The sequence below is a fragment of the Actinokineospora auranticolor genome (assembly GCF_041897805.1).
GTDB lineage: Bacteria > Actinomycetota > Actinomycetes > Mycobacteriales > Pseudonocardiaceae > Actinokineospora > Actinokineospora auranticolor.
This window is the reverse complement of record NZ_CP154825.1, coordinates 5962128-5978533: the sequence shown is the minus strand read 5'-3', so window position 1 is coordinate 5978533 and position 16406 is coordinate 5962128. Positions and strand designations below refer to the sequence as shown.

Annotated in this window: 12 protein-coding genes; 11 read left to right on the top strand and 1 reads right to left on the bottom strand. The window is 70.9% G+C overall.

The window, feature by feature from the left end; genetic code table 11:
- The first annotated feature begins 41 nt into the window (after positions 1 to 41).
- The 3 genes from V5P93_RS26065 (at position 42) to V5P93_RS26055 (ending at position 6129) form a co-directional block, all read left to right on the top strand.
- Entirely contained in the window at positions 42 to 836 is a 795-nt protein-coding gene (locus V5P93_RS26065) for a DUF1684 domain-containing protein (protein ID WP_104483324.1), read from the top strand.
- A gap of 614 nt (positions 837 to 1450) precedes the next feature.
- Positions 1451 to 3040 carry a PQQ-binding-like beta-propeller repeat protein gene (locus V5P93_RS26060; protein WP_104483325.1) on the top strand — a complete coding sequence of 530 codons (1590 nt, stop codon included), beginning with the start codon at positions 1451 to 1453 and terminating at the stop codon, positions 3038 to 3040.
- Positions 3041 to 3129: 89 nt separating this feature from the next.
- The gene (locus tag V5P93_RS26055; protein WP_104483326.1) at positions 3130 to 6129 is read left to right on the top strand and encodes an amidohydrolase family protein; all 3000 of its coding nucleotides are present in this window, start codon (positions 3130 to 3132) and stop codon (positions 6127 to 6129) included.
- Between the two features lie 159 nt (positions 6130 to 6288).
- Here V5P93_RS26055 and V5P93_RS26050 read toward each other — a convergent pair whose 3' ends face one another.
- Entirely contained in the window at positions 6289 to 6459 is a 171-nt protein-coding gene (locus V5P93_RS26050) for a hypothetical protein (protein WP_181043937.1), read from the bottom strand.
- 605 nt (positions 6460 to 7064) lie between these two features.
- On the opposite strand from V5P93_RS26050, the gene V5P93_RS26045 reads away from it, so the two are divergent.
- The 8 genes from V5P93_RS26045 (at position 7065) to V5P93_RS26010 (ending at position 15905) form a co-directional block, all read left to right on the top strand.
- Positions 7065 to 7940 carry an NAD(P)H-binding protein gene (locus tag V5P93_RS26045; protein WP_104483335.1) on the top strand — a complete coding sequence of 292 codons (876 nt, stop codon included), beginning with the start codon at positions 7065 to 7067 and terminating at the stop codon, positions 7938 to 7940.
- A gap of 299 nt (positions 7941 to 8239) precedes the next feature.
- Positions 8240 to 8746, top strand: coding sequence for a DUF4394 domain-containing protein (locus tag V5P93_RS26040; protein WP_374065082.1), 507 nt, complete (start codon positions 8240 to 8242; stop codon positions 8744 to 8746).
- Positions 8632 to 9096, top strand: coding sequence for a DUF4394 domain-containing protein (locus tag V5P93_RS26035; RefSeq protein WP_374066556.1), 465 nt, complete (start codon positions 8632 to 8634; stop codon positions 9094 to 9096). The genes V5P93_RS26040 and V5P93_RS26035 overlap by 115 nt, the downstream gene beginning before the upstream one ends.
- Positions 9097 to 9367: 271 nt before the next feature.
- Complete coding sequence (locus V5P93_RS26030; protein WP_104483327.1) at positions 9368 to 10525, top strand: CdaR family transcriptional regulator; 1158 nt, start codon at positions 9368 to 9370, stop codon at positions 10523 to 10525.
- A gap of 3 nt (positions 10526 to 10528) precedes the next feature.
- Complete coding sequence (locus V5P93_RS26025; protein ID WP_104483328.1) at positions 10529 to 11650, top strand: CdaR family transcriptional regulator; 1122 nt, start codon at positions 10529 to 10531, stop codon at positions 11648 to 11650.
- Positions 11651 to 11723: 73 nt separating this feature from the next.
- Positions 11724 to 13835, top strand: coding sequence for a PAS domain S-box protein (locus V5P93_RS26020; protein ID WP_146108391.1), 2112 nt, complete (start codon positions 11724 to 11726; stop codon positions 13833 to 13835).
- 173 nt (positions 13836 to 14008) lie between these two features.
- Positions 14009 to 14362, top strand: coding sequence for an STAS domain-containing protein (locus tag V5P93_RS26015; protein ID WP_104483330.1), 354 nt, complete (start codon positions 14009 to 14011; stop codon positions 14360 to 14362).
- A gap of 286 nt (positions 14363 to 14648) precedes the next feature.
- On the top strand, positions 14649 to 15905 hold the full coding sequence (locus tag V5P93_RS26010) for an IS4 family transposase (protein ID WP_374066554.1): 1257 nt from the start codon (positions 14649 to 14651) through the stop codon (positions 15903 to 15905).
- Positions 15906 to 16406: the final 501 nt, after the last annotated feature.

Here is a 16406-nt window from a genome sequence, read left to right as displayed (position 1 = left end):
CGTTGGGGGTGAGAGCAGGAGCCGGAGCGGAAGGGGCTGTCATGACCGTGGAGTTCGCGCAGGAGTGGCGGGAGTGGAAGGTCGGTCGCGAGCGTGAGTTGGCCGACCCGTTCGGGTGGCTGGCGCTGGTCTCGTTGGACTGGCTGGGGACCGAGCGCGCCGCGTACCCGGGCTTGCCCGGTTTGTGGTGGCAGGACGACGAAGCCGCCTACGTCGACCCCGACGGTGGCGAGTTGGTCTACGGGGGTAGGCCGCTGACCGGGGTGCACCGGTTCGAGTTGGTCAACAGCGGACCCGGGACGCGCGTCGTGGCGGGCGACGTCGAGGTGGAGGTGGCGCGGCGGTCCGGGTACCTCATCCGCGTACACGACCCCAAGGCCGACGCGGTGCGCGCCTTCCGCGGCGTGCCCACGTACGAGCCCGATCCGCGGTGGGTGCTGCGCGGCGCGTACGAGCCCTTCGACGAGCCTCGCCCCACCACCGTGGGCGCGGTCGTCGCCGGGTTGAGCCACGTCTACACCGCGCCCGGGGTCGTCCGCTTCACCAAGGACGGGGTCGAGCACGCGCTGACCGCCTTCAACGGCAAGAGGGGCGGCTTCAGCATCCTGTTCACCGACGAGACCAGCGGCGTCACCACCTACGGCGCCAACCGCTCGCTCGCGGTGGGGGACCCGGACGCCGATGGTGCCGTGGTGCTCGACTTCAACCGCGCGACGAACCTGCCGTGCGCGTTCACCGTCTACGCGACCTGCCCGCTGCCGCCCGCGGGCAACCACCTGCCGTTCGCCGTGGAGGCGGGGGAGAAGACGCCGCACGAGGCCCAGGAAGCCCGGTAGCGCCCGGCGATACCGCCCACCAGAGCCCGCCTGTCCGCCGCGACAGGCGGGCTCTTGTTGTCTGATGTCCGGTATTGCCGGTTACTTTCGTCTCCCGGCGTTGACGATTGCGAACAGAACGCGACGTGGCTAAACGCCCGGGTTTCCGGCCGGAACACAACCAGGGTCGACAAACTTCCCGGTGAAGCTACCTGTGTCAACCGCCCGCGCGCTGCGGCGTTGCGCGGCAACGGAGTCCCTAGTGGACTCTACTCGGGGTTTTCCCACGCGCCGTTCACATCGCCTGGTCGGCCGATACCACGGCGCCATCTCTTTTTCATGATTGTGCGCTGCCCGTGACCGGCCCCGAGGATGGCTGAAGCGCAGTGGGTGATCGGCGGCACACCTTCCCCCGTCCCGAGGAGCACGGATGCCATTCGACGGACCACGCGGCGAGGACTCCGGGCAACGACCCCGGCCGATCCGCTGTCGCGGGCCCCGGTGGCGCCCGCACCGCCGCCCCTGCCCACTCCCCGGCCCGCGGTGCGCGCCGGGCCGACACGGGCCCGGCGGCTGATCCCACCCGAGTCCGCCTCCAGGCAGGCGGCTCACAACCCTGAGGAGTGGAAAAGCCCGTGTTCAGAGGAAAACGCCGCGTCGCCGCGCTGGTCGGTGTCGCGGCGCTGTTGTTGGCCGGAGTCACCAACGCCGTCGGCGCCCCCGACGAGCAGTCCGGCGGCGGTCCGCGGTTCGGCGACTGGTCGAGCTGGCAGGGCGACAAGGCCGGGTCCCGGTACGCGGCGAGCGAACACCGCATCAACACCCGCACGGCGAGCAAGCTCAAGCTCAAGTGGGCTTTCGCCTACCCCAAGACCGGGTTCCCCGCGAAGAGCCAACCCGCGGTGGTCGACGGCGGGATCTTCTTCGGCAGCCCGGACGGCAAGTTCTACGCTCTCGACGCCAAGACCGGCGCCCAGAAGTGGAGCTTCGACCTGGCCACGGTCAACCGCGGCAGCGTCGTCATCGACGGCCCCGCCGTGGCCCGCGGCAAGGTGTACTTCGGCGACAACCAGGGTTTCGTCTACGCGTTGGAGCAGCGCACGGGCAAGGTCGTGTGGGCACGGGACACCGAGCCGCACGCGGCGGGCATGCACACCAGTTCCCCGGTCTACCACGACGGCCACATCTTCATCGGCGCGTCCAGCGGGGAGAACATCACCCCCGACCGCAACTACCCGTGCTGCACCTTCCGCGGCCACGTCGACTCCCTCGACGCCGAGACCGGCGAGCTGACGTGGCGGTACTACACGGTGCCGGAGCCCAAGAAGGTCGGCACCTGGCCCAGCGGCGCGGACAAGTTCGAGCCGTCGGGCGCCGGTGTGTGGAGCTCGCCGATCGTCGACGAGCGCTCCAACACCCTCTACGTCGGCGTCGGCCAGCTCTACTCGGGCACCGTCGGCGACTTCGACAGCCTGCTCGCGCTCAACACCCGCACCGGCGCGGTGCGGTGGAAGCAGCAGGTGACCAAGGCCGACACGTGGCGGCTGCTGTGCGGGTTCCCCGACAACGACGGGTACTGCCCCGGGCAGAAGGAGGGCACCGCGCTCGACTACGACATCGGCGCCACCCCGACGATGTTCACCGTCAAGGGCAAGCAGTACGTCGGCGTCGGCCAGAAGAGCGGCGTCTTCCACACCTTCGACGCCCGCACCGGTGAGGTCCTGTGGCGTCGCCAGCTGTCCAACCCGATGCCCGGCGGCGGTCTGTCCGGCATCCAGTGGGGCAGCAGCTTCGACGGCAAGAACCTCTACATGGCCACGAACATGGCCAACCCGGGCACGCTCTTCGCTCTGAACCCGGCCAACGGCGACGTCGTCTGGTCCACGCCGAGCCCGGCCGACGGCTGCACGAAGGGCGGCGCGGCGCAGTACCCGACCGTGTGCCAGCGCTCGCACACCCCGGCGGTCAGCACGAGTCCCGGGCTGGTCTACGAGGGCAGCGTCGACGGCAAGATGCGGGTCTACGACTCGAAGACCGGCGCCGTGCTGTGGGAGTTCGACACCATCCAGGACTTCCCCGGCGTCAACGGCCTGACCGGGCACGGCAGCGCGATCTCCGGCAACGGCGGCGCGGTGATCTCCGACGGCGTGCTCTACATCCAATCCGGCTACTGGCCGTCCTACCCGAGCGAGCACGGCAACGTGCTGCTGGCGTTCGGGCTCTAGGCGGCGCGGCAGTCGACACCGGCGACAACCGAGAGTTCCCGACACCGGGCTGCCACCCGGTGTCGGGAACAGCCAAGGAGTTTCCTGGTATGAGTTCACCGAATCAGCGGCGATTCGGCGGCGTGGTCCTGGTCTGCGCGCTGGCCGGCTCGCCGCTGCTCACCACCTCGGCCGCGGGCGCCCCAGGGCCCGCCTCCCCGGATTCGACCATCGTCGAGGTCACGGTCACCGAGGGCACCAACCTCGCCGTGACCACCTCCCCAGCCGACGGCACCATGGTGATGGACCTGCAGGGGCAGCTGTTCTCGCTGCCGCGCGCGGGTGGCAAGGCCACGGCGATCGGCGCCGACAACCTCGACCCGTACTGGCCCACCTTCGCCCCGGACGGCAGCCAGGTCGCGGTGCAGTCCTACGCCTACGGCAGCTTCGACATCGTCGCCATCTCCCCGGACGGCAAGACCACCCGGCAGATCACCAAGGGCGACGCCGACGACACCTACCCGACCTGGTCACCCGACAGCAAGCAGCTCGCCTTCACCTCCGACCGCGCGGGCGGCGAGGACATCTGGGTCGTCGACGCGGCCGGTGGCGAACCGCGCCAGGTCACCAAGGGCGCGGGCTCGGAAGAGCAACCCACGTGGGCGCCCGACGGCAAGAGCATCGCGTACGTGCAGGGCGCGACCGTCGAGAGCGTCGACCTGGCCACCGGTGCCGTGCGCACGCTCGTGCCCGGCGGGCAGGGCTTCACCTCCGCGCCGTCCTGGTCCCCCGACGGGAAACGCCTGGCGTTCCTGCGATCCGGCCAGGCGGGCCGCACGCTCTCCGTGCTCGAGGACGGGATCGTGCGGCAGGTCGGCAAGTACACCGACGTCTTCCCGTTCCCGCCGCGCTGGACCTCGCCCGACGAGGTCGTCTACGGCGCCAACGGCAAGATCGCGGCTACTACGGTGTCCACCGGTGTCGACCGGGCGATCCCGTTCACCGCGACCTTCACGCTGCGACGCGACAACTACCTGCGCAAGGAGCACGACTTCGACAGCCGCCGTCCGCAGCAGGTGCGCGGCATCGTCGGCCCGGCGCTGTCGCCGGACGGGAAGTCCGTGGTCTTCAAGGCCCTCAACGACCTGTGGCTGCAACCCGTCGCGGGCGGCGCGCCGAAACGGCTGACCGACGACCAGTTCTACGAGGTCGACCCGTCGTGGTCGCGGGACGGCAAGCAGATCTCCTACACCTCCGACAAGGCGGGCAGCCCGGACGTCTACGCGCTGGACGTGGCGAGCGGGCAGTCCCGCCAGCTGACCAAGGCACCCGGCGGCGAGGTCGCCTCGGCCTGGTCCCCGGACGGCCGCACCATCGCCTACCAGGACCAGAACGCCCAGACCTTCACCCTCGACGTGGCCACCGGCGCGGCGACCCGGGTGCTGGGACCGCTGAACGTGCCGGGCAGGCCGAGCTGGTCGGCCGACGGCAAGACGCTCGCGTTCACCTCGTCGGTCGCCGAGCGCAACCAGATCCTCCTGCTCGACGTGGCCTCGGGGACGACCCGGACCGTGGAGCCCGGCCCGTTCGGGTCCGTGTCCACGCGCGGCGACGACGGTCCGGTGTGGTCGCCGGACGGGCGGTGGCTGGCGTACTCGATGAACGGCGTGCTGTGGGTGCTGCCCGTCGACGCCAAGGGCGCGCCGACCGGTCCGCCCCAGCAGCTCACCACCGAGGCGAGTGACGCGCCGAGCTGGAGCGGTGACTCGAAAACGCTGCTATACTTGAACAACGGGCGCCTGCGCACGATCACCCTGGACGGTGGCAAACCCCGCGACATCGCGGTCAGGCTGACCTATGCCCAGGACAAGCCGGAGACCAAGCTGGTCATCCACGCGGGCCGGTTGTGGGACGGCGTGCGCGAGGAGCCGTACACCAACGTCGACATCCTCGTCGTCGGGAACCGGATCCAGCGCATCGAGCCGCACAAGGACAACCGCCCGCGTCCCGGGTGGACGTTCATCGACGCCAGCAAGCAGACGGTGACGCCCGGGCTGGTGGACATGCACAACCACCAGGAGATGAAGTCCAAGTTCATGGGCGACCGCCAGGGGCGGCTGCTGCTCTCCTACGGCATCACCACGACCCGCTCCACCGGCGACCCGGCCTACCGGGCGCTGGAGGACAAGGAGTCGCTGAAGGCGGGCAACCGGATCGGGCCGCGGTTCTTCGCGACCGGCGAGATGCTGGAGGGTTCGCGCGTCGGGTGGGAGTTCGCCCGGCCGGTGCGCGACGAGCAGCAGCTCGCCGTCGAGCAGACGCGCATCCGCGAGCTGGACTACGACCTGATCAAGACGTACCAGCGGTTCCGCGTCGACTGGCAGGCGAAGGCGGCCGCGTACGGCCACAAGCTGGGTATCCCGACCACCTCGCACTACCTGTACCCGGCGATCGGCCACGCGGTCGACATGAAGGAGCACCTGGCCGGTCCGACGAAGTGGGGCTTCGGGTTCGCCCGCGAGTCGTCCTTCGGCGGGACCTACGACGACGTCGTCCAGCTCGCCGCGCGCGGCCGGATGCCGTTCAGCAGCACGCTGTTCAGCGCGGGCTCGACGCTGGTCGACGACCAGCAGATCATGTCCGACCCGCGGGTCAGGGCGTTGATGACGCCGCAGGACCAGGCGTTCCTCAACCAGAAGCTGAAGTGCGCGCTCGGTCAGGGCCCGTGCGGGTTCCTGGACGGCAACGCGGCGCAGGCGCGCCGGGACGTCGGCCTGATCCGCAGGCTGATCGATGCGGGCGGCACGGTGCTGGCCGGGACGGACGCGCCGCTGGACATCATCGCGGTGAGCCTGCATCTGAACCTGCGGGCCATGGCCAAGTACGGCCTGACCCCGTACGAGGCGCTGCGCTCGGCGACGATCCTGCCCGCCCAGCAGTTGGGCGTGGAGGACGACCTGGGCAGCGTCACGCCGGGCAAGCTGGCCGACCTGGTGATCACCGGCGGTGACCCGACGAAGGACATCGCGGCACTGGCGGACGTCCGGTCCGTGATCAAGAACGGCCGCCCGTACACGGTGGCCGAGCTGGCCAAGCCCTTCGCGGGCTGAGCCCCACCGGCGGTGCCCGGCCCGGTCCCGGGGCCGGGCACCTCGCCGTGCGACGAGCGAGAGCCGGGAACGCCCCGCGCGTTCCCGGCCTCGCCCATCCGGCCCACGAGCCCCGAGTCCACTGCGGACCGGAAGTGGGGTGGTCTGGTCGCCCCGTCGTCAGGGGTTCTCGTAGTCGGTGGTCGCGTCGGCCGCCATCTGGGCGTCGCCCGCGCCGACCTGCACGTCGTCGTCCGGGTTGGCCTTGGGGCGGACGGGCACGAAGCGGACCTGGACCCGGATGACCCCGCCGCGGCCGCGGGTCACGACCAGGACCGGGCGCAGGGTCACCAGTCGCGAGTTACCCGCCGCTGCGCCGGAACCCACACCGGCCGAGCTTGCCGAGGCAGCCTGGGGAGCGGCTGCCGCGACGCCGGGAACGGCGAGGACGGCGAGTACTGAGAGGGCAGTCGCGGTGACAGTGGAGACGATGGTGGCCAGAACACGTGACATGACCGTCCCTTCGCATTGCTGCTGTGGAAGCTCTCGGGTGCTTCGCGGTTGCAGATAGGGGATGTTCCGGGTGCGACTTGGTGACGCGGCTCAGGCCCCGACCACCCGAACGAGAAGCCGCCCGCGCCGTGGGGCCGGGGATTACACCGTTCGTGCTCGAAGACGGGGATTGGTTCACTCACCCTTGCCGCGCGGGTCGGGGTGGGCTGGGACGCTACACAGGCAGTAACCACAGGTGGTGCCCATTTCGTGAATCTGATTCGCGTTAGCCGGGTGTTGGGCCCTGCGCGGCGGGCGAACGCAGTCGGGGCGGCCTGTGTGGGCGGTGAGGTGTGGTGGTCGACTCAGCCTGTGGGACGGGTGGTGTTGGTCGGACGAGGAGGAGGTCGACCTGTCTACAGTGGAGCCGCGTAGTGGATTCGGAACGCGGAGGTGTGGTGGGCATGGCTGAGGCGGTTATCGCGGTCACCGGGGCGGGCGGCGGGATCGGCGGGCGCGTGGCCCGTCGGCTGGCGGACGCGGGGGCGACCACGCGGCTGGTCTCGCGTCGGCCGGAGGCGCTGCCCGACCTGGCGGGTGCCACCGCCGTGCGCGGTACCGACTACACCGACGCCGCCGGGGTGGGCGCGGCCGTCGCGGGGGCCGGAGTGCTGTTCCTGGTGTCGGCGCGCGAGTCGGCGAACCGGGTGCGGGAGCACGCCACGGCCATCGACGCCGCCATCGAGGCGGGCGTCGGCCGGATCGTCTACCTGTCGTTCCTCGGCGCGGCCGCGGACTGCACCTTCACCTTCGGCCGCGACCACTGGCACACCGAGCAGTACCTGCGCGCCACGGGCGTCCCCTTCGTGGCGCTGCGCGACAGCACCTACGCCTCCGGCCTCCCCGCCATGACCGGCACCGACGGCGTCCTGCGCGGCCCGGCGGGCGACGGGCGCGTCAGCGCCGTGACCCCCGACGACATCGCCGCCGTCGCCACCGCCGTCCTCCTCGACCCGTCCCACGACGGCCAGGTCCTCGACGTCACCGGCCCCGAGGCCATCACCCTCGCCGAGGCGGCCGCCACCCTGACCGAGTTCACCGGCCGACCCGTCACCTACCACGCCGAGACCGAGACCGAGGCGTACGAGTCCCGCTCGGTCTACGGCGCCCCGGACCACGAGGTGGCCGGCTGGGTGACCTCCTACCTGGCGATCGCTACCGGCGAGCTGAGCGTCGTCGCCGACACCGTCCCCCGGTTGACCGGCCACCCGGCCCAGTCCTTCCCGGACTTCCTCCGCGCCAACCCGGACAGCTACGCCCACCTCCTCCCCGGCGCCTGACCCCGGCTTGTCGGGCTCGACCGGGCTTCCGGGCGATCTCGCCGCAGACGTTCGCGCACCCCAACGACCAGGTCGGAGCCGATCCGACCTGGTCGTTGGGGTGCCTTTACCGCTGACCGGGGTGCTCCTCGCCGGGTTGCGCGCTGTTTCGTGAAACTTTGCGGGATGTGACAACACCCCCCGCCGGATGTGAAGCGCTTTCGTCATCCGTCACGAGGACCTGCCGGCCCGCGGGCCGGCAGGGTTTCCCACGCCAGGGCACCGAGGGGCGGACCTGGCGGCAGAGAGGGGAACCGTTCATGAGATCAGCCTCAACGCGCGCTGTCGCGGCCATCGCGGTCGTGTCGGCGTCGGCGGTCGCCGCGGTGGCACTCGCGGGGGCCGGACAGGCGCAGGTCAACCCGCCGCAGGCGTACGGGATCACCGCCAACGGCAAGCAACTGCTCACCTTCCGGGTCGACCGGCCGCAGGTCGTGGACTGGTTCCGCAACGTCACCGGCCTGGTCGGCAACGACAAGTCCCTGATCGGCCTGGACTTCCGGGTGCAGGACGGCAAGCTCTACGGCGTCGGCAACGCGGGTGGGATCTACACCATCTCCATCCCGGGCGCGGTGCTCACCAAGGTGTCGCAGCTGACCGTCGCTTGCAGGGCAACGCTTTCGGCGTCGACTTCAACCCCGCCGCCAACCGGCTGCGGATCGTCGGCGACACCGGCCAGAACCTCCGGCACAACATCGACGACGGCACCACGGTCGCCGATCCCGCGCTCAACACACCGCCCGCGACCGACGCCACCGCGGGCGTGACGGCGGCCGCGTACACCAACAACGACCTCGACCCCGACACCGCGACCACGCTGTTCGACCTCAACACCGCCACCGACCAGGTCGTCGTCCAGTCGCCCGCCAACAGCGGGCAGCTCGCGCCTACCGGCGGCCTCGGCGTGGACGCGGGCAACGCGGGGCTCGACATCTACAGCGACCTCGTGGACGGCAAGCCGCGCAAGCAAACCGCCTACGCGGTGTTCACGCCGTCCGGGGGGATCAGCGCCTTCTACACCATCAACTTGCTCACCGGTGCGGCGAGCAAGGTCGGCAAGTTCCCGGACCCGCTGGTCGTCGGGGATGTGAGCGTCGCGCTCGACACCGCGGGCTGAGCCCACGCGGCGGCCGACCCCCGAAGCGCCGCCGTCCCGCGAACCGGCGTCCGCGGTCGTCCGACCGCCGACGAGGGTGGGCCCGCCCCGTGGTGGGGACCCCCGGGCGGGCCCACCCGGAACCGTTGGAGCAAGGGGGAATGGCAGCGATGGGGCCGAACGTCCCGGATCGGGGGGAAACGGTTCACCGCGGGCGTGATCGCCCCTACGCTGCCCCGTGGTACCGCGCGGGCGCGTCCCGCGCGGGCGACAACCGCATACGGGGGATGGCATGGCCGACCTTTTCGCCCTGTGGCGAAAGAAGATCGATGTCAACAGCAAGCTGGCGGTCGAGGCGTACCAGCGCGAGATCCCGGACTTCCGCAGGTTGGCGAACAACCCGAGCGCGCACGCGGGCATGGTGGACTTCGCCGCCTTCCTGCGCCGCCGCTCGATCGGGCTGATCGCCGAGAGCAGCCCGTTCACCTCGGCGGACCTGGGCATGCTCACCGCGGTGGGCCACGAGCGCGGCGCCAAGGGGGTTTCCCTGGCCTCGCAGCGGCAGGTCCTGTTGCTGCACACCTCGCTGATGATGCGCGAGGTGCACGAACTGGCGCGGCCGCAGGACGGGGACGCCGTCATGCGCGCGCTGCGCTGGCTGCCGGAGCTCGCCGCGACGTCCCATGTGGCGTACACTTCGGGATATCTGGGCGGTTTGGCGAACGCGCTCCCGGTCATCGACCGAGTACGGCTGTTGGTGGACGCCTTGCTCGTGGACGATCCGCTGGCCGTGGACATGGGCAGGCAACTGCAGCTGGCGGTGCCGCGCGACGGCGTGGTGATCGTGGCGCGGGTGCGGGGCGACATCGACCCGCCGCGGGCGACGCTGACCAAGGACCTGCTCGCCCAGCACTGGATCCCGTGTTCCTGGACGGCACCGGACGAGTTCGTCGCCCTCGTGGGCGCGACCGCCCGGGACACCGCCGAGGAACGCGCGGCCCAGGTCGCGTCGGACTTCCGCACGGCCGTCGGGTTGCCGTGCGGGGTGGGCGCGGCTCCAGGACGTATCGGTGACCTGGCCTCGGCCGTCGCGCAAGCGCGGCAGGTGAGCCGGGTGGCTCCCGTGCGCCCGAACGGCGCCACCGCCTTCTACCGCGCGGACCTGTTCGCCGAGCTCGGCGCGGTGCGGGTCCCGGCGGTCGACCGGTGGCTGCGCGACCTCGTCGCGCAGCTGGCCAAGGGGCCGGAGCTGGTGACCACACTGGACGCCTTCTACCGCAACGACCTGTCCCGCCTACGCACGGCGGCGGCGCTGCACGTGCACCCGAGGACCCTCGACTACCGCCTGCAACGCGCCCGCGAGCTGACCGGGCTGGACCCGGTGTCGGTGCGGGGCGTGCGGGTGCTGAGCACCGCGGTGGCCCGCGCGCTGGCCGCGCCCCCGGAGTAGCGGATGGACGACCTGTACACGCGGCTGGGCAACCGGGTCCCGGTCAACGCGCGGTTGGTGGTGGACATCTGCGTCGGCGAGCTGCCGGAGTACGCCGCCACCGTCACGGGCGACCGCGACCGGGCGGCGATGCTGGACTTCGCCGTGTTCATCCGCCGCCGGACCATCGAGTTGGCCACCGCCGACGAGCGACTGGGTCCGGACGACCTGGCCGTGGTCGGCGAGATCGGGCGGGAGCGCGGCGAGAAGGGCATGCCCAACGCGATCCTGCCCCGGGTGCTCGCGCTGCACGCCGCCGCCACCTTCCGCGAGATCCAGGAGGCGTCGGGTCCGCGCGACCTCACCGACACGCTGCACCTGCTGTCGTGGCTGGGCGAACAGGCCACCGCGGCGCAGAACGCGTACTCGCTGGGGTTCCTCAACGGGCAGCAGCGGCACCTGCCGGTCGGCGGGCGCGTGCGGCGGTACGTGGAGATGGCGGTGGCGGGCGACCCGGCCGCGCCGGGCTACGGCGAGCAGATCGGCGTGCCCGCCACGGTCCGCGCCCGCGTCGTGGTCGCCCGGCCGACCGGTGCCGGGCCGCGGGCCGACGAGGTCCTCGACGGCGCCTGGCGCAGGCACCGGGTCCCCGCGACCTGGCTGCCGCAGGGCGAACTCGTCGCGCTGCTGCCGGAGGAGCAGGACGCGGAGCCGCTCGTCGACGACCTGACCGCCGCGCTGGGTCCGGTGGCGCTGGGCACCGCCACCGGACCGGCGGGCGCGCTGCCGGAGACGTTCGCCCTGGCGCGGCGGATCAGCCGGGTCGCGCGCGCCGACCTGGCGCCCGGGCACCTGCACACGCTCGCGGACCTGCTGCTGGAGGTGGCCGCCGCCGAACTGCCCGAGCTGGACCGGTGGCTGGCCCTGATCGCGGGGAAGCTGGGCACCGGGCCCGACCTGCTCGACACCCTCGACGTCTACTACCAGGCCGACCTCAACCGCGCCGAGGCCGCCAAGGCGCTGCACATCCACCCCCGCACCCTCGACTACCGGCTGCGCCGCATCCGCGACCTGACCGGCCTGGACCCGCAGTCCACGCACGGCATCCGGGTGCTCAGCACGGTCATCACCCGGGCCCGCCGGTAGCACGATCGGGTGGACTCGGGTGGAGTTCGGGTGTTTGGCTCCACCACCGGCCGCCCCGGTCGAAGGGGGCCACGTGAGTGTCGCCATCGGAGGTACCTGGGGACGGCTGCCGGGCGGTGTGGAAGCGACCGCTCGGCTGGCGGCGTTGCACGAGTACGGTGTGCTCGACGCGCCCGCCGACGACGAGCTGACCGCCGTCGTCCGCACCGCGGCCGCGGTCGCAGGCGTGCCCACGGCGTCGCTCAACCTGCTCGACGAGCACCGCCAGTGCCAGCTCACCACCGTCGGGTTCGACGGCGCCGACTCGCCCCGCCGGGACTCGATGTGCGACGTCGTGGTCGCCGAGCGCCGCGTCGTGCACGTCGGCGACGCCCGCCAGGACGCGCGGTTCGCGGACAACCCGTGGGTCACCGGGGTGCTGGCCGACGTCCGCCTCTACGTCTCCGTACCGCTGATCACCCCCGAGGGGCACGTGCTGGGCACGCTCTGCGTGTTCGACTCCGAGCCCGGCGAGCTCAGCGCCGCCCAGCTGGCGACCCTGCAGGACCTGGCCGGGGTCGTGCTGGCGCTGTTCGAGCGCCGCCGCCAGGCCAGGCAGAACGCCGAGCTGGCCGCCGAGGCGCTGCGGCAGCGCAAGCTCGCCGAGGCCTACGCCCGGGAGCTGCGGGTGCGGCAGGAGTTCATCGAGGCGGTCAACGAGGCGATCGAGATCGCCATCGTCGCCTGCGACGAGAACGGGCACCTCACCCTGTTCAACCGCGCCGCCCGCGAGTGGCACGGCCTCGAGCCCGACACCAGCCTCGACCCGGTCCAGTGGTCGCGGCAGTACGGCCTCTACGCCGCCGACGGCGTCACCCCGCTCGCCCAGGACCAGGTGCCGCTGTTCCGGGCGCTGAACGAGGGCCACGTGGAGAACGTCGAGATGGTCATCCGCGGCGACGAGCACCACCCCGCCATGCGCGTGCTGTGCACCGGCCGGGCCATGCGCGCCGCCGACGGCACCCTGCTGGGCGCCGTGGTCGCGATGTCCGATGTGACCGCCGAGCGGACCCAGCGCCGGGCGCTGGCCGAGCGCGAGCAGCTGCTCACCACGATCCTGGAGACCGCGCCCGACGCCTTCGTCGTCACCGACTCGGCGGGCGCGATCACCGCGTGGAACCCGGCCGCGGAGTCCATGTTCGGCTGGACCGAGGCCCAGGCGTACGGCCGCACCCTCGGCGAGCTGATCATCCCCGGGCACGTCGCCGACGCGCGCCTGCGCGACCTGACCAGGCGCGCGGCCACCGGCGAGCCCCGGCGGGCGGGCGAGCACGTGCAGGTGCCCGCGCACCGGCGCGACGGTACCGAGCTGCTGGTCGAGCTGAGCCTGGCCGAGTTCACCTGGCGCGGCGAGAAGCGCTTCCACGCGTTCCTGCGCGACGTCACCGAGCGCGAGGCCGCCCGCGAGCGGCTGGCGCTGGCCAACAGCGAGCTGGCCGCGGCCAACGACGAGCTGGACCGGTTCACCGCGATCGTCGCGCACGACCTGAAGAGCCCGCTGACCGCCATCGTCGGCTACGCGGACGTCCTCGCCGAGACCGTCGGCGCGGGCGCCGAGGGGATCGAGGTCAAGGCGGTCGGCGCGATCACCCGCGCCGCGTCCCGCATGGGCACCATGATCGACGACCTGCTGGCCTACGCCCACGCCTGCCACGAGCCGCTGCGCCTCGAACCGGTCGACCTCGGCGCGGTCGTCGACGACCTGGCCGGGGAGGCCCGCGCCGGGGCGGCGGGCGAGGTCGTGATCACCCACGACCCGCTGCCCGTCCCGTCGGCCCACCCGACCCTGCTGCGGCTGGTGCTGGCCAACCTGGTCGGCAACGCGGTCAAGTACGTCGCGCCGGGCGTGACCCCGCGCGTGCACGTCGGCGCCGAGTGGGCGGACGGGGAGGTCACGATCCGGGTCACCGACAACGGCATCGGCATCGACCCCAACTCCCGTGAGCGCGTGTTCGCCATGTTCCACCGCGAGCGCACGCCGGAGAGCTACCAGGGCACCGGCATCGGCCTGAGCACCTGCCGCCGCGTCGTCGAACGGCACGGCGGCCGCATCTGGATCGAGCCCGGCCGCCGGGCGGGGACCAGCATCTGCTTCACCCTGCCCTGCGAGACCGCCCCCGGCCTGGCCCGGCGCACCGCCTCCTGACCCGACGCGCTCCCCGGGTGGTTTCGCCGACTAGGCGTGCCGACCGCGGGCGGGCGGGTCACCCTTGGTTGGATGAGGCGCGGGGTGGTGCGGGCAACGCGAAAATGTATCGTTAGCTGCGCTAAGGGGCGGTTGAGCAGGCAGCGGCCCGCCACCTGGCCTTTGGAGGCGCCATGAACACCCTGCTCACCACCGTGCTTGACCGGTCCCCGGGCTGGGACGCGGTGCGGGCGCGGGGCGAGGTCGACCTGGGCACCGTGCCCGTGCTGCGGGACGCGCTGCTCTCCGCACTGGACGTGGACCCGTCACCCGGCCTGCTGGTGGTCGATTTGACCGGCGTGTCCTTTATGGGGTCGGTGGGGCTCACGGTGCTGGTGGAGGCGGGGGAGCGGGCGACGTCGCTCGAGCGGGACCTGATCGTGGTGGCCACCCCGGGCGGAGTCGTGCGGCGGGCGATCGAGATCACCGGACTGGACCAAGCCCTCGCCATCGCCGACGACGTCGACCAAGCCACGGCCGGTCGCTGACCCGCGCGCACGGCGGCTCGGGCGCCAGGCAGGCCGCGTCGGCGATCGGCCGTGGCGGACGTCGGGATGCTCGGGGCGTGGTGGTCGAGGTGCGTCTGTCGGCACGCAACGACGGGATCGGTCTTGACCGGCTCATGAACGGCGGGTCCGCGGAGTTGGCGCCTTTGTTCGGCGGCTTCGGCTTGGTTGGCGGTTCATGGGCGACGAATGGTGTTGATCAAGGCGCGCCTCCGGCCCAATGCCACTAACTTAAGCAAGGAGCTGCTATTATTTTCGGGTGGCTCGCGTGGTGCAGGTTCGTGGTGGTGTCGTTGATTCGTCGGCTGTTCGGTTGACCGATCGGATCTCGTTGGGTGTGTTGGCGGAGGTTTTTCCTCGAGATGTGATCGAGGATGTGTTGAACGAGACGGGCCGTCGCGAGTTGCGTTCTCGGTTGCTTCCCGCACATGTGGTGGTGCGGTTTTGTTTGGGGATGTGCCTGTTTTTCGATGATGATTACGAGGAGGTGATGCGGAAGCTTGTTGGGTCGTTGCGGTCTGTGGGTTCGTGGCGTGGTGAGTGGAATGTTCCCTCGACGGCGGCTATTTCCAAGGCTCGGAAGCGGTTGGGGGTCGAGCCGTTGAGTCTGTTGTTTGAGCGGGTCGCTGTTCCGGTGGCGGGGCGGGGTACCACAGGGGCGTGGTTGGCGTCGCGTCGGTTGATGGCGATGGATGGGTTCTCCGTGGATGTTCCGGATACGCCCGAGAACGCGGCGGAGTTCGGTCGACAGCGTAATCAGTCGGTCGAGTCAGCGTTTCCGCGGGCGTTGATGATCGTGTTGGGCGAGTGTGGTTCCCGCGCGATCGTGGGGGCCGCGATCGCCGGGTGCCTGACCAGCGAGAAAACTCTCGCGAGAGACATCATCGGGTCTGTCGAGCCGGACATGCTGGTGATCGCCGATCGGGGCTTCTACGGTTTCGATCTGTGGAACGAGTTCCGTCGTACTGGCGCTGACCTGCTGTGGAGGGTGAGTTCGGCTGTCACGTTGCCGGTGTTGGAGTGGTTGCCCGACGGTTCGTATCGCTCGATCTTGGTCAGTTCGGCCGTGCGCCGAGGGCGCCGGGATCGGCTGATCGAGAAGGCTCGCCGCGGCGAGGATTGTCGTTCCGAGGATGCGCAACCTGTTCGGGTGGTCGAATATCAGGTTCCCGACCGGGCGGGTGACGGGGCGGCCGAGGTCGTGTGCGTGGTGACGTCGATTCTCGACCCGGCCGAGGCGACCGCCATGGAATTGGCTCTCGCCTACCATGAACGCTGGGAATGTGAGGGTTTGATCGATGAGATGAAGACCCATCAACAAGGATCGGGTAAGACGCTGCGGTCGAGATCGCCCGACATGGTGCGTCAGGAACTGTGGGCGTTCCTGCTCGCACACTATGGCATTCGGCGTTTGATGTGCTCGGCGGCCGACGAGGCCGACGTCGACCCTGATCGACTGTCGTTCATGCGGTCTCTTCGAGTTATCCGACGCCAGGTCCCCGCCGAGGCGGATTTTTCCCCCTGAGCGCCAGGCGAGAGCGTTATCGGAGACCCGCGCGGAAATCAACGAGAGACACCTCGCGGCCCGAAGGCACCGAACGTACCCCCGTGTGGCCAAACGTGGACGCCATAAACGCTACCCCACCAAAAAGGGCAAACATCAAGGCGTTCGACATCAGGGTCCGGCCACCATCAGAATCCTCGCACCTAGCCTAAGTTAGTGGCATTGCGCCTCCGGCCCCCGGTGTTCATTCTACCGGGGAGGGGCGACAGTTCCGGGCAAAGATGATCATGCCTGTGGACAACTCGTCGAGGTGATGGCGGCCGAGGTGTGCGGAAGCCGCGGGATCGTCGGGTCGTGCGAACCGATCGGCCTGAACCTGGCAAGAGGCGCCCCGCGATATGGTCCAGCGGTCCACGCGGCCGCCGCACCCACAGCCGTCATCGCGTCGACCGGTTGTCCACAGGCATGATCATCTTCGGGCGGAATCGTCGGTCCCGGCCGGTAGCATTGATTCCGGGGGCC

Coding starts and splice junctions, on each gene's coding strand:
- V5P93_RS26030 (WP_104483327.1), top strand. CDS start 9,368: ATGGCCGACCTTTTCGCCCTGTGGCGAAAGAAGATCGATGTCAACAGC.
- V5P93_RS26015 (WP_104483330.1), top strand. CDS start 14,009: ATGAACACCCTGCTCACCACCGTGCTTGACCGGTCCCCGGGCTGGGAC.
- V5P93_RS26065 (WP_104483324.1), top strand. CDS start 42: ATGACCGTGGAGTTCGCGCAGGAGTGGCGGGAGTGGAAGGTCGGTCGC.
- V5P93_RS26025 (WP_104483328.1), top strand. CDS start 10,529: ATGGACGACCTGTACACGCGGCTGGGCAACCGGGTCCCGGTCAACGCG.
- V5P93_RS26040 (WP_374065082.1), top strand. CDS start 8,240: ATGAGATCAGCCTCAACGCGCGCTGTCGCGGCCATCGCGGTCGTGTCG.
- V5P93_RS26045 (WP_104483335.1), top strand. CDS start 7,065: ATGGCTGAGGCGGTTATCGCGGTCACCGGGGCGGGCGGCGGGATCGGC.
- V5P93_RS26055 (WP_104483326.1), top strand. CDS start 3,130: ATGAGTTCACCGAATCAGCGGCGATTCGGCGGCGTGGTCCTGGTCTGC.